This is a genomic window from Bacillus sp. MBGLi79 (assembly GCF_002953915.1).
On the sequence record NZ_CP026521.1, the window covers coordinates 1579675 to 1603001 of the forward strand.

At 45.1% G+C, this 23327-nt stretch carries 26 protein-coding genes, 1 pseudogene and 3 riboswitches; of the genes and pseudogenes, 18 read left to right on the forward strand and 9 right to left on the reverse strand.

What is annotated here, in order from left to right; genetic code table 11:
* Nucleotides 1–12 precede the first annotated feature (12 nt).
* The gene (locus tag C1T29_RS08015; protein WP_003232595.1) at nt 13–531 is read left to right on the forward strand and encodes an acyl-CoA thioesterase; all 519 of its coding nucleotides are present in this window, start codon (nt 13–15) and stop codon (nt 529–531) included.
* A 227-nt stretch (nt 532–758) separates the two neighbouring features.
* On the forward strand, nt 759–1970 hold the full coding sequence (gene hmpA / locus C1T29_RS08020; RefSeq protein WP_331281204.1) for an NO-inducible flavohemoprotein: 1212 nt from the start codon (nt 759–761) through the stop codon (nt 1968–1970).
* Nucleotides 1971–2037: 67 nt separating this feature from the next.
* Here hmpA and C1T29_RS24745 read toward each other — a convergent pair.
* Nucleotides 2038–2260: pseudogene (locus tag C1T29_RS24745) on the reverse strand (hypothetical protein).
* Between the two features lie 108 nt (nt 2261–2368).
* Between C1T29_RS24745 and C1T29_RS08025 the strand changes: the two are divergent.
* The 9 genes from C1T29_RS08025 (at nt 2369) to C1T29_RS08065 (ending at nt 9333) form a co-directional block, all read left to right on the forward strand.
* Nucleotides 2369–3100: a DUF421 domain-containing protein gene (locus C1T29_RS08025; protein WP_040083340.1), complete on the forward strand. Its 732-nt coding sequence runs from the start codon at nt 2369–2371 to the stop codon at nt 3098–3100.
* Nucleotides 3101–3191: 91 nt separating this feature from the next.
* Complete coding sequence (locus C1T29_RS08030) at nt 3192–3719, forward strand: DinB family protein (RefSeq protein WP_103748859.1); 528 nt, start codon at nt 3192–3194, stop codon at nt 3717–3719.
* Nucleotides 3709–4224, forward strand: a complete 516-nt coding sequence (locus C1T29_RS08035; protein ID WP_103748858.1) for a GNAT family N-acetyltransferase — start codon at nt 3709–3711, stop codon at nt 4222–4224. The genes C1T29_RS08030 and C1T29_RS08035 overlap by 11 nt, the downstream gene beginning before the upstream one ends.
* A 32-nt stretch (nt 4225–4256) precedes the next feature.
* Nucleotides 4257–4368, forward strand: a riboswitch (guanidine-I (ykkC/yxkD leader).
* 76 nt (nt 4369–4444) lie between these two features.
* A complete protein-coding gene (gene ykkC, locus C1T29_RS08040; protein ID WP_014663694.1) occupies nt 4445–4783 on the forward strand; it encodes a multidrug efflux SMR transporter subunit YkkC in 339 nt (112 codons plus the stop codon).
* Nucleotides 4783–5100, forward strand: a complete 318-nt coding sequence (ykkD, locus tag C1T29_RS08045) for a multidrug efflux SMR transporter subunit YkkD (protein ID WP_014476583.1) — start codon at nt 4783–4785, stop codon at nt 5098–5100. Before ykkC ends, ykkD begins: the two co-directional genes overlap by 1 nt.
* A gap of 70 nt (nt 5101–5170) precedes the next feature.
* Complete coding sequence (gene purU / locus C1T29_RS08050; protein WP_014663695.1) at nt 5171–6073, forward strand: formyltetrahydrofolate deformylase; 903 nt, start codon at nt 5171–5173, stop codon at nt 6071–6073.
* 350 nt (nt 6074–6423) lie between these two features.
* A complete protein-coding gene (proB, locus tag C1T29_RS08055) occupies nt 6424–7521 on the forward strand; it encodes a glutamate 5-kinase (protein WP_103748857.1) in 1098 nt (365 codons plus the stop codon).
* Between the two features lie 11 nt (nt 7522–7532).
* Nucleotides 7533–8780: a glutamate-5-semialdehyde dehydrogenase gene (gene proA / locus C1T29_RS08060; RefSeq protein ID WP_103748856.1), complete on the forward strand. Its 1248-nt coding sequence runs from the start codon at nt 7533–7535 to the stop codon at nt 8778–8780.
* A gap of 127 nt (nt 8781–8907) precedes the next feature.
* Nucleotides 8908–9333 carry an organic hydroperoxide resistance protein gene (locus C1T29_RS08065; RefSeq protein ID WP_014663698.1) on the forward strand — a complete coding sequence of 142 codons (426 nt, stop codon included), beginning with the start codon at nt 8908–8910 and terminating at the stop codon, nt 9331–9333.
* 40 nt (nt 9334–9373) lie between these two features.
* Here the strand turns inward: C1T29_RS08065 and ohrR are convergent, their stop codons facing one another.
* Nucleotides 9374–9808: an organic hydroperoxide resistance transcriptional regulator OhrR gene (gene ohrR, locus C1T29_RS08070; RefSeq protein ID WP_014663699.1), complete on the reverse strand. Its 435-nt coding sequence runs from the start codon at nt 9806–9808 to the stop codon at nt 9374–9376.
* 142 nt (nt 9809–9950) lie between these two features.
* Between ohrR and C1T29_RS08075 the strand changes: the two genes are divergently transcribed.
* Together C1T29_RS08075 and C1T29_RS08080 are read left to right on the forward strand one after the other, a co-directional pair.
* Nucleotides 9951–10361, forward strand: coding sequence for an organic hydroperoxide resistance protein OhrB (locus tag C1T29_RS08075; protein WP_003232570.1), 411 nt, complete (start codon nt 9951–9953; stop codon nt 10359–10361).
* A gap of 150 nt (nt 10362–10511) precedes the next feature.
* A complete protein-coding gene (locus C1T29_RS08080; RefSeq protein WP_168780727.1) occupies nt 10512–10658 on the forward strand; it encodes a hypothetical protein in 147 nt (48 codons plus the stop codon).
* 30 nt (nt 10659–10688) lie between these two features.
* Here C1T29_RS08080 and guaD read toward each other — a convergent pair whose 3' ends face one another.
* The 3 genes from guaD to isp form a co-directional block, all read right to left on the reverse strand.
* Nucleotides 10689–11159 carry a guanine deaminase gene (gene guaD / locus C1T29_RS08085; protein ID WP_103748855.1) on the reverse strand — a complete coding sequence of 157 codons (471 nt, stop codon included), beginning with the start codon at nt 11157–11159 and terminating at the stop codon, nt 10689–10691.
* Between the two features lie 173 nt (nt 11160–11332).
* A complete protein-coding gene (gene metE, locus C1T29_RS08090; RefSeq protein ID WP_014663704.1) occupies nt 11333–13621 on the reverse strand; it encodes a 5-methyltetrahydropteroyltriglutamate--homocysteine S-methyltransferase in 2289 nt (762 codons plus the stop codon).
* Between the two features lie 127 nt (nt 13622–13748).
* Nucleotides 13749–13904: riboswitch (SAM riboswitch) on the reverse strand.
* A 131-nt stretch (nt 13905–14035) separates the two neighbouring features.
* Nucleotides 14036–14995, reverse strand: a complete 960-nt coding sequence (gene isp / locus C1T29_RS08095) for a serine protease Isp (protein ID WP_014663706.1) — start codon at nt 14993–14995, stop codon at nt 14036–14038.
* 222 nt (nt 14996–15217) lie between these two features.
* On the opposite strand from isp, the gene rsbRB reads away from it, so the two are divergent.
* Nucleotides 15218–16051, forward strand: coding sequence for an RsbT co-antagonist RsbRB (gene rsbRB / locus C1T29_RS08100; protein WP_014663708.1), 834 nt, complete (start codon nt 15218–15220; stop codon nt 16049–16051).
* 31 nt (nt 16052–16082) lie between these two features.
* On the opposite strand, the gene thiX is transcribed toward rsbRB, so the two are convergent.
* From thiX to thiU, 4 genes are read right to left on the reverse strand one after another with little or no spacing between them, the layout of a single operon-like run.
* Nucleotides 16083–16847 carry an HMP/thiamine ABC transporter permease ThiX gene (gene thiX / locus C1T29_RS08105; RefSeq protein ID WP_071580590.1) on the reverse strand — a complete coding sequence of 255 codons (765 nt, stop codon included), beginning with the start codon at nt 16845–16847 and terminating at the stop codon, nt 16083–16085.
* Nucleotides 16822–18465, reverse strand: a complete 1644-nt coding sequence (locus C1T29_RS08110; RefSeq protein WP_071580591.1) for an ABC transporter ATP-binding protein — start codon at nt 18463–18465, stop codon at nt 16822–16824. Before C1T29_RS08110 ends, thiX begins: the two co-directional genes overlap by 26 nt.
* Entirely contained in the window at nt 18452–19051 is a 600-nt protein-coding gene (locus C1T29_RS08115) for an ECF transporter S component (RefSeq protein WP_014663711.1), read from the reverse strand. Before C1T29_RS08115 ends, C1T29_RS08110 begins: the two co-directional genes overlap by 14 nt.
* 1 nt (nt 19052) lies before the next feature.
* Nucleotides 19053–19655 (reverse strand): HMP/thiamine ABC transporter substrate-binding protein ThiU, encoded by a 603-nt coding sequence (gene thiU / locus C1T29_RS08120; RefSeq protein ID WP_071580592.1) that lies wholly within the window; start codon nt 19653–19655, stop codon nt 19053–19055.
* 97 nt (nt 19656–19752) lie between these two features.
* Nucleotides 19753–19865, reverse strand: a riboswitch (TPP riboswitch).
* 101 nt (nt 19866–19966) lie between these two features.
* Between thiU and ykoG the strand changes: the two genes are divergently transcribed.
* The 4 genes from ykoG (at nt 19967) to C1T29_RS08140 (ending at nt 23302) form a co-directional block, all read left to right on the forward strand.
* A complete protein-coding gene (gene ykoG / locus C1T29_RS08125) occupies nt 19967–20653 on the forward strand; it encodes a two-component system response regulator YkoG (RefSeq protein ID WP_071580593.1) in 687 nt (228 codons plus the stop codon).
* A gap of 3 nt (nt 20654–20656) precedes the next feature.
* A complete protein-coding gene (gene ykoH, locus C1T29_RS08130; protein ID WP_103748854.1) occupies nt 20657–22021 on the forward strand; it encodes a two-component system sensor histidine kinase YkoH in 1365 nt (454 codons plus the stop codon).
* Nucleotides 22018–22698 (forward strand): PepSY domain-containing protein, encoded by a 681-nt coding sequence (locus C1T29_RS08135; RefSeq protein WP_103748853.1) that lies wholly within the window; start codon nt 22018–22020, stop codon nt 22696–22698. Before ykoH ends, C1T29_RS08135 begins: the two co-directional genes overlap by 4 nt.
* Nucleotides 22699–22789: 91 nt before the next feature.
* Nucleotides 22790–23302 (forward strand): PepSY domain-containing protein, encoded by a 513-nt coding sequence (locus C1T29_RS08140; protein ID WP_071580596.1) that lies wholly within the window; start codon nt 22790–22792, stop codon nt 23300–23302.
* Nucleotides 23303–23327 lie beyond the last annotated feature (25 nt).

Sequence of the window (23327 nt, forward strand, 5' to 3'; positions counted from 1 at the left end):
GGGGAGAAAGGTATGGAAACACCGGAAACAAGATTTTGTAAAGAGTCAAAGGTTGTAAAAACCAGCAGGGTGTTCCCGCTCGATACGAACAACCATAATACGCTGTTTGGCGGAAAATTAATGAGCTACATCGATGACATTGCCTCTATTTCTGCGGCGCGCCATTGCAGACGTGAAACCGTAACAGCTTCAATGGATTCTGTAGATTTTTTAAAACCGATCGGGCAAAAGGATTCTGTCTGCCTAGAGTCGTATGTGACATGGGTCGGCACATCTTCCATGGAAGTATTTGTGAAAGTTATTAAGGAGCATTTGATGACTGGCGAACGGGAACTCGCTGCCACATCCTTTTTAACATTTGTCGCATTAGATTCAAATGGCAAGCCGGTGCCTGTACCGAGAGTTGTACCGGAAACAGAAGAAGAAATCATGCTGCATAATACAGCTGTACAGCGCGCTAATGAACGAAAGAACCGCAAGAAACACAGCCAGGCGCTTGCAAATGCGCTTGGGACTGATAAGCCTTGGTGAACGTTAAACCCAAAACATAAGTTGTTTTGGGTTTTTTTTGTACTTTTCAATGGTGATTATTACAATGGTTAGTCCGTTTTTGCTAGGGGATTCTATAAAAAAGCAACAAATGTCATGTTAAATTGATAATTTTGTGACAACTTTATTAAAGATTCATTTTAGATATATCTTTCATTCGTAAGATCATGTATTTTAAAGATATATTCTAAATACATCTTTTTGAAAGGATTGTTTATACAATGTTAGATAACAAAACAATCGAAATTATTAAAAGCACTGTACCCGTATTGCAACAGCATGGAGAAACAATCACTGGCCGTTTTTACGATCGGATGTTTCAAGACCATCCAGAGCTTTTGAACATTTTTAACCAAACAAACCAAAAGAAAAAAACACAGCGAACTGCATTGGCAAATGCCGTTATTGCAGCTGCGGCAAATATTGATCAGTTAGGAAATATTATTCCGGTTGTCAAACAAATCGGCCACAAGCACCGCAGTATTGGAATTAAGCCGGAACACTACCCGATCGTCGGTAAATATTTGCTGATTGCCATTAAAGATGTATTGGGAGATGCTGCAACCCCTGACATTATGCAGGCATGGGAGAAAGCGTACGGAGTAATTGCTGACGCGTTCATCGGAATTGAAAAAGAAATGTATGAACAGGCGGAAGAGCAAGCCGGCGGCTGGAAGGAGTATAAGCCGTTCGTCATCGCGAAAAAAGAGCGGGAAAGCAAAGAAATTACATCCTTCTATTTGAAATCAGAAGACGGCAAGCCGTTACCTGAATTCCAAGCGGGGCAGTACATCAGCCTAAAAGTTCGGATTCCTGATTCTGAATATACGCATATCCGCCAGTACAGCCTGTCTGATATGCCGGGAAAAGACTATTATCGAATTTCAGTAAAAAAAGATGGTGTCGTGTCTTCCTATCTACATGATGGGCTTCAGGAAGGAGATTCAATAGAGATCAGCGCACCGGCAGGGGACTTTGTTTTAAATCCTGCATCACAGAAAGATCTCGTTTTGATCAGTGCCGGAGTTGGCATTACACCAATGATCAGCATGTTGAAAACATCTGTTTCCAAACAGCCTGAACGGCAAATTCTGTTCATTCATGCAGCGAAAAACAGTGAATATCACGCATTGCGCCATGAGGTAGAAGAAGCCGCAAAACATTCTGCTGTTAAAACAGCATTTGTGTATCGCGAGCCGACAGAGGAAGACCGTGCAGGTGATCTTCAATTTCATGAAGGGCAGATTGATCAGCAATTCCTCAAAGAACTGATTGCCAACACAGATGCGGATTACTATATTTGCGGTTCACCGTCGTTTATTACGGGAATGCATAAGCTTGTATCAGAGCTTGGATCAGCGCCGGAGTCTATCCATTACGAGCTATTCGGCCCGCAATTAAGTTTGGCACAGTCCGTTTAAACACGAAACTCTTCTCCTTTCAGAGAAGAGTTTTTTATTGAGAGAGAAGAAGGCGGACAAGCGCCGTTTACATCCGGACAATCACTGACCCGCCACCGTATGTGCATACACGGTTTTGCTGTTCTAGCATTGTTCTCAGCTATTCATTGTTTACCTCAATCGCTCTGCTGCTCCATCCTTAGCTCTAAACCGACCAGCCTGTCAAGTGTTTGCTGTTGCTGATAGCTCGCGGGCTGGGGAGCCGATGGCAGATCGCAGGGCCAATGGGAATTCGTCTTCTGATATTTCATATTGCGCCTCCAATCGGTGTCACTTTCTATTGGACAAAAGGCATGCATAGAGGGTCTGCCACGGGGCACAATAGGCTCAATATGACCAGCGGATGGAGGTAAAGACCGGTGTTATGGATGGTATGGGTATTTTTACTGAAGCCAGTTATCGTATTTTCGATTGCATATATTTTGTTTCGGCTTGCCGGTAAAAAAGCTGTGTCACAAATGAACAATTTTGATCTGCTTTTGACCTTCGCAATCGGAACCATCATCAGTGAGCCGATCCTAACATCCAAGCTGCCGATGTCAATTTATTATGCGGGCGCTTTTTTGGTGCTTTATCTAATAATGAGCAAGCTCTCTTTATCTAATAAATGGCGATGGCTCCTGGTCGTGAGCCCAACTGTCTTAATCCGAAACGGGGATATTGATGAACGCGGCCTCCGTAAAGAAAGGCTGACTGTTAATGAACTGCTCGGAAAGCTGAGGGAAAAGGGCTATGCCGATCCGGCTGACATTGATCTTGCCATCATTGAAGAAACGGGAGAAGTAAGCGTTATTCCAAAAGAGGAAGCGAGAGCGGTGCAGGTGCGGGATTTGAATATGAAAGCTGAACGGAATTTTATCCCGATTCCGCTCATACTGGACGGCGAAATCCTTGATCATAATTTGAAATATCTCCAAAAAAACCGATCCTGGCTGTTTGAGAAGCTTGAGGAAAAAGGGTACAGCCCGAAATTGCTGTCTTCAATCACCCTTGGCACGATGAATGCGCGCGGCGATATATCCCTTGATTTAAATACCTCGAATGAACCCCAGCATGATCCTTATTTATATAAACCGGGAAATAACAATTAAGATGGCTCTCTATTGTAATGAGAGCTTTTTTCTTTTTTAAAGGGAATTTTTGTTTGGTGTCAAATGTACCTAGTTAGGAGGGGAGCTGAACATGAAGGACTTATTCATAAGAAACGATATGGCACCAACGGTCAGTCTGCTATATTCCGCAGTGGAAGAAAACAGTCTCCGTCTGGCTTCCATCGTAAGCCACATGACGCACAGTGAACTTTACTATAAGGGGCGCTGCCAAACAAAAAACAGCACGGCTCAGCTTTTGCACCATATCGCAAATGTTGATATCAGAAGGGTCTGGCGGATCAAGGGAAATCGGATACCGAATCATATTGAACAGGCATACGGCCCGATGACAGATCAAAACGTACAGCTGCCTGAACCGAAGAATCAACCCGGATTAGATGAACTCCTGAAAAGACATCAGCATGTGGTAAACGAGCTGAAATCGGTTTGTTACACCTTAACTGAAAATGATTTGCATCAGCCTCTTTCTTACGATGGTGACACCGCGACCATACGGTGGGGCATTTGGCATATGTCAGATCATAGCCGCTATCATCAAGCACATATTGAAGCCCTCAAAAAAGAATGGAAGCAGGATGTGGCGAAATATGAGCGCTAAAACGAAGCTTGTAACCGATCGAATTCGTTTGCGCTGTATGGAAGATCGGGATCAAGCCTATTTGTTTGAACTTTTTAACGATCCTGACGTCATGAAATATTACTCCGGTTTAAAAGATAAGAGGCAAACCCGCGAGTGGATCAATTGGAACAAACGACATGAAAAAGGGTACGGCGTCAGTCTGTGGGTCGCCGAAGATAAGCGGACAGGGGATTTTTTGGGACAATGCGGCATCGTACCACAGCAGATCGAAAATCAAACAGTAATGGAAATTGGCTATATGTTTGCCCGCCGCCACTGGGGGAACGGCTATGCGCAAGAAGCGGCTCAGGCCTGTCTGGACTATGGCTTTAACGAGCGGCAGTTCGGCAAAATGGCGGCTTTGATTGATCCGGGTAACAAAGCGTCCATACGGGTAGCGGAGAAAATCGGCATGCATTACAGCAAAACGATCAGAAAATGGAATAAACCGATCGCTGTTTATGAAAGAAAATCTTACAATTGAAAGATAGAGCTGAGTTTAGTATCATGATATCATGTAAAGTTTTCTAGGGTTCCGCATGTCAATGGACATGGACTGGTCCGAGAGAAAACACATACGCGTAAATAGAAGCGCGTATGCACACGGAGGGAAAAAAGCCCGGGAGAGTCAATCTCATGTGAGACGACTGTCCGGGGTTTTTTTGTTTTGGGAGAATCTTAATAGATAGAAAGGAATGACTCAAATGAAATGGGGATTGGTCGTGCTTGCCGCTGTTTTCGAGGTTGTTTGGGTGATAGGCTTAAAGCACGCTGACTCAGCCTTAACATGGAGCGGCACTGCCATCGGCATCATATTCAGCTTTTATCTTCTAATAAAAGCAACTCATAGTCTGCCTGTCGGTACCGTATACGCCGTCTTTACCGGACTCGGCACAGCGGGAACGGTACTTAGTGAAATTATTCTGTTTCATGAACCAATTGGATGGCCGAAGCTATTGTTAATTGGCGTGCTCTTAATCGGTGTCATTGGATTGAAGCTTGTGACACAGGATGAGACAGAGGAAAAAGGAGGCGGGGCATAATGCTGCACTGGATCAGTTTACTGTGCGCGGGCTGTTTAGAAATGGCCGGCGTGGCCCTTATGAATCAATATGCGAAGGAAAAAAGCGTGAAATGGGTGCTGTTGATCATTGTTGGTTTTGCCGCTTCATTTTCCTTGCTGTCTTACGCAATGGAAACCATTCCGATGGGAACGGCTTACGCGGTCTGGACAGGGATTGGCACCGCCGGCGGGGCGCTTGTCGGCATCCTCTTTTACAAGGAGCAGAAAGACGCCAAACGGATCTTCTTTATCGCGTTGATTTTATGCTCAGCGGTTGGTTTAAAAATTTTGTCATAAATTGATTTTTATCAAATCTTCAGTATAATGGATAAATAGTTTAGACTTACAAAGATAAGAGGGATTATTCATGAAATCATATATGACTCAGCGGATGGACGATTACCGTGACGGAAATGAGGATAAAGGGCGCCTTTTGGTCAGCTGTCCCGATCAGCCGGGGATCGTCTCCGCGGTTTCCGCGTTTTTATTTGAACACGGCGCTAATATTATCGAATCAAATCAATATACGACAGACCCTGAAGGCGGACGGTTCTTTCTGAGAATCGAATTCGACTGTGCGGGCATTCGTGAGAAAAAAGAATCCCTTCAAGCGGCGTTTGCCTCTGTTGCGGAAAAATTCGACATGACCTGGAGCTTAACATTGGCAAGCGAGCTTAAGCGCGTCGCCATCTTTGTTTCAAAGGAGCTTCACTGCCTGCATGAGCTGATTTGGGAATGGCAAACCGGCAACCTTATGGCTGAGATCGCTGTTGTCATCAGTAACCATGAGGAAGCGAGAGAGCTGGTTGAGCGCCTGAACATTCCATTCCACTATATGAAAGCGAACAAAGACATCAGAGCGGAAGTCGAAAAAAAGCAGCTTGAACTGCTGGAGCAGTACGATATTGATGTAATCGTGCTCGCACGCTATATGCAGATTCTAACTCCTGATTTTGTTTCGGCTCATCCGAATCGCATCATCAATATCCACCACTCATTCCTGCCTGCTTTTATCGGTGCGAATCCGTACAAACGGGCCTACGAGCGCGGCGTGAAACTGATCGGTGCGACATCTCACTATGTGACAAACGATCTTGATGAAGGGCCAATCATTGAACAGGATATTGAGCGCGTAGACCACCGCGATAATGCGGAAGCGTTGAAAAACATTGGAAGAACAATTGAGCGCAGCGTGCTTGCCCGTGCTGTGAAATGGCATTTGGAAGACCGCGTCATCGTTCATGAAAATAAAACAATCGTCTTTAACTAGACCGCAAAATGCCCGCGCAATGCGGGCTATTTTTGATCACAAAAAACCTTGACAAGTGTCTCTTTTCTTTGCATAATATAAAAAAATCATTGAGCGTTGAAGAGGATTAGTAAGCAGACCTTTCTGTGACAGAGAGCAAAATGACCCGCTGAAACATTTTGCCGCATGAAACCTGCCGAACCTGCCTTGGAGTCTTAGGGGGAAAACCTAGGCGCATAACCTGGCGTTACAGGAGAGCGGAGCGTGCACAAGCGCGTTCAATCAAGGTGGTACCACGGAAACCCATTTCGTCCTTATGAATCAGGATGAAATGGGTTTTTTTATTGTAGAAGAGCCGCGGAGGAGAATAAATGAAAAAACAAAGAATAGTAGTGAAAATAGGAAGCAGTTCGCTCACGAATAGCAAAGGGAGCATTGATGAGGCAAAAATCAGAGAGCATGTTCAGGCCATTTCCGTGTTGAAAAAAGCGGGGCATGAAATGATCCTGATTACCTCGGGAGCCGTAGCGGCGGGGTTTTCAAGCCTCGGTTATCCGTCCCGCCCCGTTACCATCAAAGGAAAACAGGCGGCAGCCGCGGTCGGACAAACACTGTTAATGCAGCAATATATGAATCAATTTAAACAATACTCATTGACTCCGGGACAAATCCTTTTAACGAGAAATGATTTTTCGAAAAGAGAACGGTATCGAAACGCATATGCTACGATAATGGAATTATTAGAACGGGGCGTCATTCCGATTATCAACGAGAACGATTCTACATCTGTTGAAGAATTGACTTTCGGAGATAATGATATGCTTTCTGCATTAGTCAGCGGATTAATTCACGCAGACCAGCTTATGATTCTCACCGACATCAACGGACTGTATGATGCCAATCCGAATGAAAATCCTGAGGCGAAACGATTTGATTATTTGCCGGAGATCACGCCTGAAATGCTTGGATATGCAGGATCAGCCGGATCAAAGGTCGGCACCGGCGGAATGAAATCAAAGCTGTTAGCCGCACAAACCGCGCTGTCTCTGGGAGTGAAAGTGTTCATTGGAACAGGCAACGGGGCGCAAAAACTTGCGGACATTTTGGACGGGAGGGGAGACGGCACTTATATCGGAGACAAAGAACTATCTTCGGTTAACAACACGAGGCAGTGGATTCAGTTCCATTCTCCGATATCTGGAGAAATCATCATTGATGCGGGTGCCGAAGAGGCGATGGTCCATAACGGAAGCAGTCTGCTGCCCGCTGGCGTTGTGGGCGTTAACGGAAGTTTTCCGAAAGGGGCGGTTGTGGAAGTCAGGGGACCGGGCGGCGTGATCGGCAAAGGCCAAACTCATTACTCCTCCGAGGAGATTATGGAGGCCAAAGGCAAACGAAGTGACGAACTTGATTTTGAGAAAACGTTTGAGGTTATTCATAGGAATGACTGGGTCAATGTAAAAGACTAGGAGGCGGAAAAATGAGTGAAGTTTCTGTAAAAGCGAAGCAGGCGAAAGAAGCAGCAGCTGAAATGATCATGAAAACAACAGTCGAGAAGGATGAGGCGCTCAGTCTCATTGCAAACGGACTCCGTAAAGAACTGGATTTTCTCTTGGCGGAGAATGCAAAAGACATTGAGAATGGAAAAGAGAATGGTTTAACACCGGACATCATTGACCGTCTCACGCTGGATGAGAAACGTATACGCGATATCGCGGACGCGGTGGAGCTCTTAATCGACTTAGCGGACCCGGTCGGCGACTCTCTTGAAACGATTGAAAAAGAAAACGGCCTGTTTATTGAAAAAATCCGTGTGCCGCTCGGTGTCGTAGGAATGATTTATGAGGCGAGGCCAAACGTCACAGTCGATGCGGCTACCCTTTGCCTAAAGACAGGGAACGCGGTTGTTCTGCGGGGGAGCTCCTCAGCCATCCACAGCAACATAGCGCTCGTCAGTGTCATTCACAGAGCACTTGAGCAATCAGCGCTTCCGATTCACGCTGTGCAGCTGATTGAGGATACGAGCAGAGAGACAGCAAAAGATCTCTTTACGTTAAATGATGGCTTAGACGTATTGATTCCGCGCGGAGGCAAGAAACTGATTGATCTCGTTGTGAGAGAATCAACAGTTCCTGTATTAGAAACGGGAGCAGGAAACTGCCACATATTCATTGACGAAACAGCCAAACCGCAAATGGCAAAAAAGGTTGTCGTAAATGCCAAAACGCAACGCCCTTCCGTATGCAACGCGATTGAATCATTGCTGATTCACAAGGCTTGGGCAAGACAGCACGGGAAAGAATTGCTGGACCAGCTGGAAAACGCGGGAGTTGAAATTCGGGGTGATGAATTGGTGTGTGAACTTCATCCTTCAAGCAAACAAGCATCAAAAGAAGATTGGGAAACCGAATTTTTAGCGCCTGTCCTCAGTGTAAAGACGGTTGAAAACGTCCAAGAAGCTGTGAAGCATATCCAACAATACGGCACCAATCATTCTGAAGCGATTTTAACTGAAAATGACAAAAACGCGGCATATTTTCAAACGGCTGTCGATGCTGCCGCTGTCTATCATAACGCGTCAACCCGCTTTACCGACGGCTTTGAATTCGGCTATGGAGCCGAAATCGGCATCAGCACGCAAAAGCTTCATGCAAGAGGACCGATGGGGCTTCCTGCACTGACTTCTACAAAATACATCATTAAAGGAACTGGGCAAATCCGCGAATAGCGGGGAAATATTTGATACAGAAGCTTATCTCGTTACGGGATAAGCTTTTTTGTGCGGCAAAAAATTGACATCGCAAAATAGATTGTGTACAATTTAGTTGTACAAAATATATTAGGGGGATAAAAAAATGAGTCAGCCATTATTTACAGCAACTGTTTCAGCGGTAGGAGGAAGAGAAGGAAAGGTCATTTCATCAGACCGCGTTCTTGAGCTTGATGTCGCAATGCCGGGAACACCAAGAGCAAAGAAATTAGAAAAAGCGACAAATCCAGAGCAGCTCTTTGCAGCGGGTTATGCAGCTTGCTTTGACAGTGCATTGCAGCTTGTCGCAAGAACAGAACGGGTAAAAGTAGAGACAGAGGTTACAGCGAATGTCAGCCTGTTAAAGGATGAAGCGGACCAGGGCTATAAGCTGGGTGTGACGCTGCAGGTAAAAGGAGAAGGAGTCAGTGCATCAGAATTGGAGGCGCTTGTGAAAAAAGCGCACGGCGTCTGCCCGTATTCAAAAGCAACCTCCGGAAATATTGAAGTGACGCTTGAAGTTGTTGAATAAATAAAAAGAGGATGCCCCGCACAGGGCATCCTCAATTTTTTTAATGAAGTGTTTCCAACAATGTATATAGAGCGGACTTTAACTGTTTGAGATCCTCTCCAGATAGCTTTGAGAGCCCTAGAATCGTCTCTGGAATGTCAACCGCTTTTTCTTTTAATAACGCCCCGTCCTCTGTCAGGCTGACCAACACGGATCGCTCATCCTCTTCAGATCTTTTTCTCGTAATCAAACCCTGTTGTTCCATTCGTTTAAGCATTGGAGTAAGTGTCCCTGAATCTAAATACAGCAGCTCGCCCATTTTTTTGACAGTAAGCGTTTCATGTTCCCATAACAAAAGCAAAGCCAAATATTGAGGGTATGTTACATTCAGCTTATCAAGCAGCGGCTTGTATTGCTTTGTCATTTCCCGCGAACTCGCATATAGCAAAAAACAAAGCTGATTCTCCAATTTCATATGATCAAATTTATTTTCCATTTTGTTCACCAACTCTTTTTGTCATTCGATTCTATTGTATCTGAAAAACTTCACTTTTCCTATTCTCGGCAAACATAGCATGTTTAAAAAGATCAGAAAGGGAAATATAACAACTAGATATAAATAAGGAGGCTGAATACAAATGGCATTATTTACAGCAAAAGTAACCGCGCGAGGCGGACGGGCAGGACATATTACATCAGATGACGGTGTTCTTGATTTTGATATTGTGATGCCAAACGCGAAAAAAGAAGGACAAACCGGCACCAATCCGGAACAGCTCTTTGCGGCAGGGTATGCTGCATGCTTTGGCGGCGCGCTCGAACATGTGGCCAAAGAGCAAAATATCGAAATTGATTCGGAGATTGAAGGGCAGGTCAGCCTCATGAAGGATGAGAGCGACGGCGGCTTTAAAATCGGTGTCACACTTGTTGTGAACACGAAAGATTTAGACCGGGAAAAGGCACAAGAGCTTGTCAACGCCGCTCATGAATTCTGCCCTTACTCCAAGGCAACCAGAGGAAATGTTGATGTGAAACTAGAATTAAAATAATAACCGGCATCCTGAGACTCTCAGGATGTTTTTTGTGTGGAAGCAAACAGAGTGGGCGTGATTTTTCTCGAGGTCTGAAACATGTCTTATAAATGGATTCAGACTTATGCATGATGAATTGACGCGGAACGGGATAGGGGTGGGGCACAGATGATTGATAAAATGTCAGAGAAGCGATCACAGCGTTTGAAGCCTGAAAAGTTACAGGTGAAGCGGGCGGCTGGTGCGATGTCTGCCGTGCTGAATTGCGCGAATTTGACTGCTGTTTTGGGGCATAGCGGCTACTTGGCGAAATAACAAGAATCAGGCCGTGCATGCCTGATCCTTTTAATATTCTTTCTTGTTGGCAAGATCTCGCCATGCTTGAAACGGGGCTAAATGCTCTGTCAGAGTCACTTGATAAAAGGGAATTGTTCTTTCTTCAGCGGGTTTATCAAATTCTTCATAAATGAATGAATCATCAAACCCAGCTTCGGCGGCGTCTGTATGCTCCGCTGCATAGAAAACGGCTTTCGGCCGGGCCCAGTAGATGGCGCCCAAGCACATTGGGCATGGTTCACAGCTCGTATACAAAATGCAGTCATCAAGCTGGTATGCCCCTAACACCTTACAGGCGTTCCGAATAGCTGTAACTTCCGCGTGGGCAGTCGGATCATTGTTTGTTGTGACGTTGTTCTGGCCCTCTGCAATAATGGCTCCGTCTTTCACGATAACAGCTCCAAAAGGCCCGCCGATACCTGCATTCACCCCTTCACATGCGAGAGTGACAGCCCGTTTTAAGAACGTTTCATGATTCATCCCAATCCCTCCTGTCAATAGAGTGTTATTAGTATAGCCGAAAAGAATGCAAAGAACATTCTTAAAAAAGTGCAAAATAAACAAAGTATTTGGGGGATTTGCTAAAATGAGAAACCGATTGTGGCTGTATTATAGAAAAAACCACCTGCTAAATGCAGATGGTTTTTGAAAAATTATACTAGCTGTGTCTGCTGTGCTCTCGCCTGTTTTGCGGCTTCAACCATGTTTTTCAATGCGGCAACCGTTTCTTCCTGCTGTCTTGTTTTCAATCCGCAGTCCGGATTTACCCAGAAGCGGTCAGTCGGACAGACGGCAAGCGCCTCAACAATAATGTTGTACATTTCTTCAGTTGACGGCACACGAGGGCTGTGAATGTCATATACACCAAGGCCAAGCCCTTTCAAATATGGGTGATCTTTTAAGTAATCTAAAAATCCTCCGTGGCTTCTGCTATGTTCGATTGTAATCACATCAGCATCAAGATCATTGATCGTATCAACGATATCTTCGAAGTTGCTGTAGCACATATGTGTATGAATCTGCGTCTCGTTTTTCACGGAAGAAGTGGTTAATCTGAATGCTTCTGCCGCCCAAGTCAAATACTCATCCCAATCGCGGGTTTTCAATGGAAGGCCTTCACGCAGCGCTGGTTCATCGACCTGAATGATTTGAATGCCTGCGTCTTCCAGCGCTTTAACTTCTTTACGAAGGGCAAGCCCGATTTGGAAGGCGATTTCTTTTCTCGAAATGTCGTTTCGAGGGAAAGACCAGTTTAAGATTGTAACAGGTCCCGTCAGCATCCCTTTCACATGCTTGGAAGTCAATGACTGTGCATAGACTGTGTCTTTCACTGTCATCGGTTCAATAAATTCAACATCTCCGTAAATGACTGGCGGGCGTACACAGCGTGATCCGTATGATTGAACCCAAGCGTATTTAGTGAAGGCGAAACCGGCCAGCTTTTCACCGAAGTATTCGACCATGTCTGTCCGTTCAAATTCGCCGTGAACAAGGACATCAAGCTCTAATTCTTCTTGAATATCAATCCATCTTTTTGTTTCCGCATTGATAAAGTTTTGATACTGTTCATCGGACCACTCAGCTTTCCGCCATTTTTGGCGCGCGCTCCGCACTTCAGCAGACTGCGGGAAGCTGCCGATCGTTGTCGTCGGCAAAAGCGGAAGGCCGAGAGATTCATTTTGCAGGGCTAAACGTTCTTCAAACGGAATAGGACGCTTGAAGTCTTTATCAGTTAATTGCTCAAGCTCTTTCTTTTGTTCAGAATTGGCGCCTGTTGCAAACTGTTTAAGCGCCTGGATATCAGCCTTAGCCTGCTGAATCTCTTCGCTGATCGCCGCTTTTCCTGATACTAATCCCTCTTTCAAAGCTGTCAGCTCGGCCAGCTTTTCTTTTGCGTAGGATAATCCGTTCAATAGATCTGTTTCCAAGTGCTCATCGGGGTGTTTCGCTACTGGAACATGCAGCAGGCTGCTTGAAGGCTGAATCCACAGTTCATCAACTTTTGCAACGCTGAGAATATCAAGAACGGCATCGAGACGCTCTTCAAGATCTGCTTTCCAAATATTGCGTCCGTCGATAACGCCGGCTGCCAGCACTTTGTCTGTCGGAAAGCCATGTGTTTTAAGCTGTTCCAGGTTTCTGCCTTTATCGTGAACGAAATCAAGGCCGATTCCCTGAACCGGGTAAGAGATCAGCTCTTCATAAGCATCAACAGAATCAAAATACGTCTGCAAAAGCACATTCAAGGATGAAAGCTCACTTGTAATGCTTTCAAATAATTCTTTTGCGCCGCGGACATCTTCGCTAGAAGCGGTAACGAGCGCCGGCTCATCAATTTGAACCCATTTTACGCCTTCTTCTTCAAGCTCCTTCAAAAGCTGTACATATAATGGCACAAGGCGTTTTTGGATCGCTTTTGCTTCAGACGGTTCATAGCCTTTAGCAAGCGTAACAAATGTATAAGGGCCGACAATCACAGGCTTTGTTTCAACACCGTATGCCTCTTTGATGCGGCGATAATCTTCGAGCTGTTTATTTCTTGTCAGACGGAACTCAATGCTCTCGTCATATTCCGGAACGATGTAATGGTAATTTGTATTAAACCATTTTGTCATTTCACTGGATACAGCGTCTTTGATTCCGCGGGCGATAGCGAAGTATGTATCGGTAGCGTCAGTCAAATGTCTGAACCGTTTCGGAATCCAGTTGAAGCTGACGGCTGTGTCGAGTACATGATCATACTGTGTGAAATCAGAAACAGGCACAACATCAATCTGCTGGTCAATTTGTGTTTTTACTGCGGATAAAAATAGTTCGTCAATTTGCTTCAAAAAAGTATCTTTATCAGTACTGCCTTTCCAATACGCTTCAAGTGCTTTTTTCCATTCTCGGTTTAGTCCGATTCTGGGAAATCCTAAATTCGATGTTTTGATGGTTGTCATTGTTTCTCCTCCTTTATATGTAAAACACTCTCGTTAACCCGCGGATACAGGCTGCTAAGAGGTTTTCTCACAACAAAAAGCCTCTTTCCCATGAGAGAAAGAGGCTTTTCTACGTAAAACACTGCCTCTCTCATCTCTCAGATTCAATCTGATGGAATTAGCACCGTGCCTTATGAGACATCAGTCTCGGCGCGAAAAGCAGTGCGCCCCATTTCACAATGGTATTACGGTCGGTTGCTGTTGGGGTCAAAAGGCCAATCCCTCGCCCAACTCTCGATAAGAGAAAATGTTATTAATTTTTCGAAAAGTTGAATCATTTGTTGGTAATCTTAACAGTAATTCAAATTCATTGTCAACATAGAATTTGAAATTTTATTTACATGATTTGGGGCTTATTATATAAGAAAAATAATTTTATAGGGTCAACAAATGTGATTGCTCTGCTTTTTCTGCGAGCTCATCAGGAGCTGTTAAATACAGGAATCCATTGCCTGCCAGCGTTTTTGCAATATCAAGAGGAAGTGTCCTGCGGATTAGCTGTGCGAAAACTTCAGATTCTGAAAGCTTTCTTTGAAATGATTCTTCTTCATAGCTTTTGATTAAAGCAAGCGCACCGCTGACATGAGGGGCAGCCATTGAAGTGCCGGTAAGCTTACCGTACTTCTTGTTGGGAAGGGTGGATAAGATGTTTTCTCCTGGTGCCACAAGGTCAATCTCTTTATTGGCGTTAGAAAATTCTGATAATTCTCGCGCTACAGAAACAGATCCAACTGCAATCACTTCATTATAAGCCGCAGGGTAGGAAAGCTCTTCTGTGCGTTCGTCGCCGTCACCCTCATTTCCCGCTGCACACACGACAAGCACTCCGTTTTTGACCGCGTTTTTCACGGCTTCTTCCAGCTCCGGCACATCACTTGGTCCGCCAAGGGACATTGAGATGATATCGACTTTCTGTTCCACCGCGTAGTTAATGCCGTTGATGATCCATTCGTATTGTCCGCTGCCGTTCTCGCCGCCAAGAACCTTCACAATCAATAGGCTTGCCTCAGGCGCGACTCCGGCAATGCCTCCGTTTGAATCATTAGCTGCAATCGTTCCGGCGACGTGTGTGCCGTGTCCGTTGTAGTCGGAAATCGCATCTTCCTTGCCGCCGTCATCATCCGTGAAGTTCTTTCCGCCAATGATTTGGCTTTTTAAATCTGGATGGCTCGTGTCGCATCCCGTGTCCAATACAGCAATTTTTACATTCTTGCCTTTTACCCCTTTCGCCCACATTTCTGGCGCCTTAATCACTTTAATGCCCTCAGGAAGCTCGTTTACATCCATGATCTGCTCATTCGTCACATACGGGATCAAGCGGATTTCACCATTCATAAAAAAGCCCTCCTTTTTTATGCTTTCAAGTGGATTCAAGGGTGTTGCCTCATATTATATGAAAAAAGCAACCGATCGGACAGAGCCATTTGAAGCATTTTGAAAAAATAGGATACACACCAAAGAATTAGTAATTTTCAAAATATTGGATGGCTTCAGCGTGTATGACTGGGATTTAGCTGGCAGTCAAGTTATAATAATGTTGGGGAAAGGAGCAGTGTGATGAAACTGAATGAAAAATTATATGCGTTTTTTTCAGAACATGTGGAGCAAATGGCCGAGGAATGGATAGAAACGATGGAGGAAAGTGATCCGAATTCGCTTTACGCCCTACATAATGCAACAGTAACGGAAGAATTGAAAGAGCAGGACAGAGAATTTTACCGGCATCTGAATTACATGTATGTTTTACCGGAAAAACAATTTCTCGAAGAATTTCAAGAATGGGTCATTGAGCTGACGAACGATCAAAAGCATCTCGACACACCGGTTCAGTATGTCATTCGGGAGTTTATGAGAAACCGGAGATTATATACGAAGTATTTTGAGAAGTTCGCAGAAGAAAATGAGTCAGCATTTGAACCGGGAGAGAAGCAAAAATGGGCTGATTTGATTGTAAAAGTATTTGATTTCACCATTTATACATTCGTTGATCACGCTGAAATGAATGCTAAGCAGCAATTAAACGCCCAGAGAGAAATGATATTGGAATTAAGCTCACCTATCATTACCCTGAGCAAATCAACAGCTCTGCTGCCGCTTGTCGGTGACATCGATACCGAACGGGCTAAGTTTATTCTGGAAAACACGCTTCAGGCTTGTGCAAAAAGACGCGTGGAGCATCTGTTAATCGATCTGTCAGGTGTTGTGGTAGTGGATACGATGGTTGCGCACCAGATTTTTAAATTGATTGAGGCGCTTAATCTGATCGGTGTCCGGTCAACCCTGTCAGGAATCAGGCCTGAGATTGCGCAAACCGCTGTACAGCTGGGAATTGATTTTTCGAATATCACCATTAAAACCAATCTTGCCCAAGCATTAAACTATCATCAATAAAAAAATCCGCTATCTCAGATAGCGGATTTTTTTATGATGCGAAACATAAAGATACGAGAAAAGATCCCGCGAATAATAAGAGAACGAGGCAAAAGAACACCCAGTCGCGCCGGTTCACGGACAGCATCCTGTAATATGTCCGGTTTCTGCTTCCTGTAAAACCTTTCGATTCCATCGCAAGCGCTGTCCGTTCTGCTTTTCTGATAGCGCTTGCCAATAGCGGTATGGTATATCGTTTTAACCCGCTGATTTTATTTATGAAGCCGCTCTCCGCCGCACCTCCTCTGATTTTATGAGCCTGCTGGATCAGCTGGACCTCATCCTTTAACAGCGGAAGAAAGCGAAAGCCTGCAATGACACCGTACGCGAGCTTTGGTGAGAGCTTGCACTGCTGGACAAGGCTCTGCATAAATAAAATCGGATCGGTCGTAAAAACAAACATCATCGATAAGGCGGAAAAGCACAAAATACGAAAGCCCAATGAGATGCCGACAGACATATTATCGCTGTTAATGGAGATAGGGCCTGCTTGAAACAAAAAATTATCCGGTGTTGTCGGCACCTTGCCGAAAACGGCGGCTGTCCATACGCATCCGAATGCTAAAATCAAAAACGGAATCGTAAACAACAACCATTTTTTCAATGGGATTCCGGCCGCCAATAGAACACCCGCAACGATGATGATATAAAAACACGCCGGAGTGTAAGGGTTGTAAATAAACGACAGCATGACGACACAACAAAAAACCGCCGCCGCTTTTACGGTTGGATTAATGAGATGTAACGGCTGTTTCATCGCGCACCTCCTCTTGATATGCCATCCATTCATATAGAAGGGGAAGGGTGAGCTTTGCTTTTTGGGCAAGCCCTGTTTCTTGAGAAAACAACTGCACTGGAGATCCATCAAAGGCCAAGCCTGTATTGTGAAGCACAAGCACGCTGTCAGCATACGAAGAGACTAGCTCCATATCGTGTGTAACCATGAGGACAGCGGTTCCCTCTGCCTTAATGCGCTGAATCATTTCCATACATTCAGCCGCCGTGCGGGCGTCCTGGCCAAAGGTTGGTTCGTCTAATAATAAAACCTTTACGTCATGCATGAGCATGGTAGCAACGCTCAGTCGCCGTTTTTGCCCTTGGCTGACCGCAAACGGATGATGATCAGCCAAATGGGCAAGATCGAAACGATTCAGCAGGTGTTGCGCTTTTTTCTCAGTTTCAGCATTTACCTTCTGGCCGAACAGCAGCTCATCATACACCGTATCGGTGACGAATTGGTGTTCAGGGTTTTGAAAAACAAATCCCATTCGTTTACGCAATTCTTTTTCTTTATATTGCTGCAGCTGCTGATCATAGAGAAGGATTTTGCCGCTTTGCGGTTTCATAAGACGGGCCAGAACAGATAAGAGCGTCGATTTTCCAGTGCCGTTCGGGCCGACAAGCGCCGTCAAAGAGCCTTCGCGCAATGAAAAGCTGATGTCTTCGAAAATCGTTTGTTGTCCTCTCGCGAACGAAAGGCTGCGGACTTCGAGCACACTCTTTCCAGAAGGAGTTGGCTTCTTTTCAGCACGCCCGGCAGGAAAGGGCTCTTTGAACAGCGTTTCTTTTGATAAAGTAAACGGCATACTCAGCTTTTCCTGCAGATGGCAGACCTTTGGAATTGCGATGCCCAATTTCTTTAGTGTCTCCGCTTCGTGCTGAAATAGATCTTTCGTCAGGCCATCCAGCGCTTTTTGGCCGGATTTATCGAGCACGATCGTCCTCTCAATCCAAGGCGCCCATTCATCAAGCTGATGCTCAATGACGAGGAGGCTGAAACCTTTTTCCCGCTGAAGATCTTTCATCAGATGAACGAATTCCCGCGCTGAGAAAGGGTCTAAAAGAGAAGTCGGCTCATCTAAAATAATAAGCTCAGGCTCCATCGCCAAAATACAGGCGAGAGCCACTTTCTGCTTTTGTCCTCCTGAAAGGATGGATATCGTTTTTTCTTTTAAATGGGTAATACGTAATTTTTCTAATACGGCATTGATTTTCTCTGTCATTTCTTCTTTTGGAATCTGCAGATTTTCCAGCCCGAAAGCGATTTCGTCCTCCACCGTCAGCATGCAGAACTGCTGATCAGGATCCTGAAAAACGACCCCGGCATGCTGAGCAATCGTTTCGGTGGTTTCAGCGTTTGTGACCGGCTTTTGAAATAGAAAGACATGTCCGGACTGAATGCCGTCGCAAGCTTGCGGATATAGACCGTTTAAACATAGGGCGAGCGAGCTTTTACCGCACCCGCTGGGGCCTAGCAATAAAACACATTCTCCTTTTTGAAGCTCAAACGAAATATTTTGAAAAACCGGTTTTTCGTCTTCTTCATAAGAGAAGCTGAGCTGGTCAACTGTCAGAAGCTCGTCAAAGGCTTGCATGTTCTGACGCCCGCTTCCGTTTCTTTTTCAGTTCCTTTCCGAGTGCCATTCCGTTTAACACACCTGTATAAGCGAGAGAGTCGCTGACGGCTTTTCCGAGAAGCCCCGCCAAGAGCGCGCCGGAAATGAGACGGATTACAAGCATAATGAGCAGATAACCTGATGAATAGGCTGCATAGCCAGAAACAAAGAGATCGTAGATAAAGCTGGCTACTGAAGATCCCATCCCGGCCAGCATAAGGACAGGGAGAGAGTATGCTTTCCAGCGTGTTGCAAGGAATACAGCTTCAGCCCCGAGTCCTTGAACAATGCCGATGACGATGACCATCGGGCCAGACGGATTTCCCAGCAGGCACTCAACGAGAGCGGCAATGATTTCAGAAACGAGCGCCGCACCCGGTTTTCGAATGATGTATGCGGCGATGACCGAAACGATAAACCAAATGCCGTAAATCGGTTCATAGGCAATTGGCCCAAACATACCTGCAAGCACGTTTCCGAAATGTGTAAATAATAAATAAACAACGGCAAATACGATACTGATAACGGACATGATGACAATTTCTTTTACTTTCCAGCTTTTCATGTTATCCCTGCTTTCTGTTTTTTCTTGATGGGCTGTTAGCCGAAAGATTCACAGTCATGGTGATGTGGTTTGTTTGCTGCTCTGCCATGCGGAAAACGGCTTCCAATGTTCTGAATACGTCATGGGCATCCCCGTCAAGCTCGCTCGCGTAATGGACACCCTGTACAAAAGTACCTTGGGCTTTTGCGATGTCGACAGCCTTCATAATCAATCCCATATAATCCGGCTCATTCATTGGATAAAGCGCAAATTGGCACGGCGCTTCCGCGTTCAAGCCTCGGACAGCATCTTCATTGACACGCTTATTGTCTTTGGAAAGATATGTATCTCCCTGAGTGTCGCCCGGGCACCCAATGGAAAACGTGCCACTCATGACGATGTGTGTCTCGCTGTTTGCTGCATAAAGGTAAATGGCTTTTGCGGCATCGAATACATGATCAATCGATCCGCGTAACACCGTGCTGATATGGTCGGTTTTCGTCCAAACCTTGGACGTATCTGTTTTTTTCAGCGCAGACTTGATCACACTGATAAAATCATCCGTCATCGGATATAAAGAGAAGCGAAAACCGGCGATTCTGCTTGTACCGCACATATGCTCCATTTCTAAAAGCCTCCTGTTTTTTGGATAAAATAAAAAACTGCATATCCTAAGGGAATATGCAGTCATAGATCGATTAAGCGCACAAAAAAATACACCATTCGGTCAACCTGCACTTCCCCACGCTGGTATTATCCAGATCGGGTCATAAGGGATCAAAACGCGATTCTCCCGCGTTTTATCTCAGCCAAAACAGCACCCCTAGTGCTTTCCGTATACAATTTTTTATTTTGACATCATAATAGATGATAAGAATCATTTTGTAAACAACGAAATCATTTTTTTCATATAGGGACAGGAGAGGATGATCACATTTGGACAAAGGACACATATTAATTGTGGAAGATGAAGAAAAAATCGCCAGGGTTCTGCAGCTTGAATTGGAATATGAAGGATACGGCGTGACCATTAAACACAATGGAACAGAAGGCCTGAATGCGGCCGCGGAAGGCGGGTATTCCTTGGTGCTTCTTGATGTCATGCTGCCGGGGCTCAGCGGACTGGAAGTGCTGCGCCGCTTGAGAAAAACGGATCAACAGACACCGGTCATTTTATTAACGGCGCGAGACAGCATTCCTGATAAGGTAACAGGTCTGGATATCGGTGCGAATGACTATGTCACCAAGCCATTTGAAATCGAGGAATTACTTGCGAGAATCAGGGCGGCGCTGCGCCAAAATGGAACAAAAACGGAAGAAATCGGCACCTTTCTTACATATGACGATTTGCGGGTGAACGAAAAAACCCGTGAAGTGAGACGCGGAGACAAAGAGGTGGAATTAACGCCGCGGGAATTTGATTTGCTCGTCTACATGCTAAAGCATCCGCAGCAAGTGCTGACACGGGAGCAAATTCTAAGCGCGGTATGGGGATTTGATTATATCGGTGATACAAATGTCGTAGACGTCTACATAAGATACATCAGAAAAAAACTGGACTATCCTTACGAAAAACAGCTGATCCATACGATTCGCGGGGTCGGCTATGCCATTAAGGGGTAAACGATGAAGCTGAAGACCAAGATTCATCTGTACACATCAATATCACTGTTAATTTTATTAATTTTGGTTCATACCGCAGTATATCTCATTTTTTCGTCTGCGCTGACATCAAAGGATGCGGCCCGGCTTGCTGATGAGACGGATAACATGGCAGAAGCGCTGCATGCTGCTGAAACAGAAGGAGTGGCTTTGCAGGACATGCTGCAGGCCTACCTGCCGGCAAATGGCATGGTGCGTGTAGTGAACGGTGATCAAAAAGCCGCCATGACGATCACAAAAGAAAAAGCGTATAAAGATTTTCCTCTCTCTTTTCACAGCGGGGAAACGGCAGATGTGAGGAAACATGACGGCAAGCTGTTTGCTGAGGCTGCTGTTCCGGTGATTTGGACCGATGGACAAGTGGTTTCTCTTCAGGTGGTGGAAAGGCTGGAGAACACAGAAGAGAGTCTGTTTCTGTTGAAAATCATTTTAATCGCTGCAAGTGCCGCTGTCTGCATTGCTTCTTTTTTTGCCGGCAGCTTGCTCGCCCGCCGTATTATCAATCCGATCAGACGATTAATGATGACCATGAAAGACATACAGCGAGAGAAAGCATTCAAAACGATTTCTTTAGAAGGACAGTCGCACGATGAATTGTATCAAATGGGGCTGACATTTAATGAAATGGCAATGATGCTGAAGGATCACTATGATAAACAGCAGCAATTCGTTCAAGATGCTTCACACGAATTGAAAACTCCGCTCACCATTATAGAAAGTTACAGCAGCCTGATGAAGCGATGGGGGGCAAAAAAGCCGGAGGTGCTTGAGGAGTCGATAGAAGCCATTCACTCAGAAGCGGTGCATATGAAGAAACTGACCAATCAGCTTTTGGCGCTGGCCAAAAGCCATCAAGGACTCGAGGTTGATCTGAAAACAATCGATTTGATTGAAGTGTCGCGCGCCGTCACGCAAACGCTCCAGCCTGTCTATCAGCGCGACATTTTACTCGAAACAGATAAAGAGAGCCTGCCTGTAACAGCTGATGAAGAACGCATCAAGCAGCTGCTGACCATTTTGCTCGATAATGCCATAAAGTATAGTGAAAAAGCCATTGTGATATCAGCCGGAACGAAGGATGGACGGCCGTTTCTGTCTGTGAGTGATGAAGGCATTGGAATCTCTGAGGAGCATATCCCGCATTTGTTCGAACGGTTCTACCGGGCAGATGAGGCAAGGAACAGAAAAACAGGCGGAACGGGTTTAGGCCTTTCCATTGCCAAGCAAATCGCCGATGAGCATGGCATTGAGCTATCTGTCAAAAGCAAGCCGGGACAAGGAACAGCTGTCACCATGCAATTCAGCGAACAGAATGGGGGAGGCCGATGAACAAACCAATAAAAGCAGTATCTTTTGCTGCAGCAGCAGTTTTAGCCGTTACCATCTGTACGTTTCTCATCATTCGGCAAACCCACGAGGACGTATTGTCAAAGGAGGCTGTCATAAAAAAAGTCGAAGCCTCTTATGAAGGAAAGGTCACGAAATCAACACAGTCAAAGGATAAAAAAACATATGAGATGACCCTTGAAAATCCCAAGGGAACTTATTTTCTAAAAGCTGACGCAACATCAGCTGACATTCTTTCAATGAATAGAGTAAAAGCGATGAATCCATCTGTTATGACAGAAAAAGAAGCCGAGCATCTCGCGCTTAAGCGGGTGCCGGGTACGGTCAAAAAACGAACACACAAGAATCGCGTTGCCACATATATCATTCAAAAAGAAGACGGAAAAACATACGAAGTGAAGGTAGATATGCAGACAAAAACAGTCTTGTCTGCCGATCAAATCAGCAATAAAGACCAACAAAAAACACCGATTACGAAAAAAGAAGCCAAAACAATTGCAGAGCGAGAAACGGGCGGGACAGCGGATGACGCAGATCTCGAAGAAAGTGAGGGCACTCTCATCTTTGAAGTGGATGTTGATCTTCCTGATGATAAAGAAGCGACAGTGAAGATCAATGCCTACACAGGAAAGGTAGCTAACATTGTCTATGAAGACTAAAGGTTTCTCATCAAATTCTCATCTTGCTCTCGTTTTCCTTTCATGTTGAGTGTGTAAACTGTACTCATACAAAACAAAGGAGGACTCACAAATGCTCAAGAAAAGATGGATGGTCGGGCTTTTAGCAGGGTGCCTAGCGGCTGGAGGATTCAGCTACAACGCGTTTGCCAAAGAAAACAATGGAAACAGTCAGCCTTCTTCTAAGACGGATGCACTCACTGAACAACAAGCAGAATCAATTGCCAAAACAGTTGTTGACGGCAACGTAGAAGACATTGACAGAGAGCTTTACAATGGCAAAGAAGTCTATGAAGTGGAGATTGAAAAAGCGGGTGAAGACTACGACGTTTATGTAGATATTCATACAAAACAAGCGCTTAATGACCCGTTAAAGGAGAAAGCAGAACAAGTTGCCATAACAAAAGAAGAAGCGGAAGAAATTGCTTTAAGGCGAACAGATGGAACCGTAACAGAAAGTAAGCTGGACGAAGATGACGGTGTTTACATCTATGAAATTGAAATCCAAACGAAACAAGGAACTGAGACAGAATTTGAAATTTCCGCAAAGGATGGACGCATGATCAAAACTGAGATAGACGACTAATCAAACCCCCGCTGCAGCGGGGGTT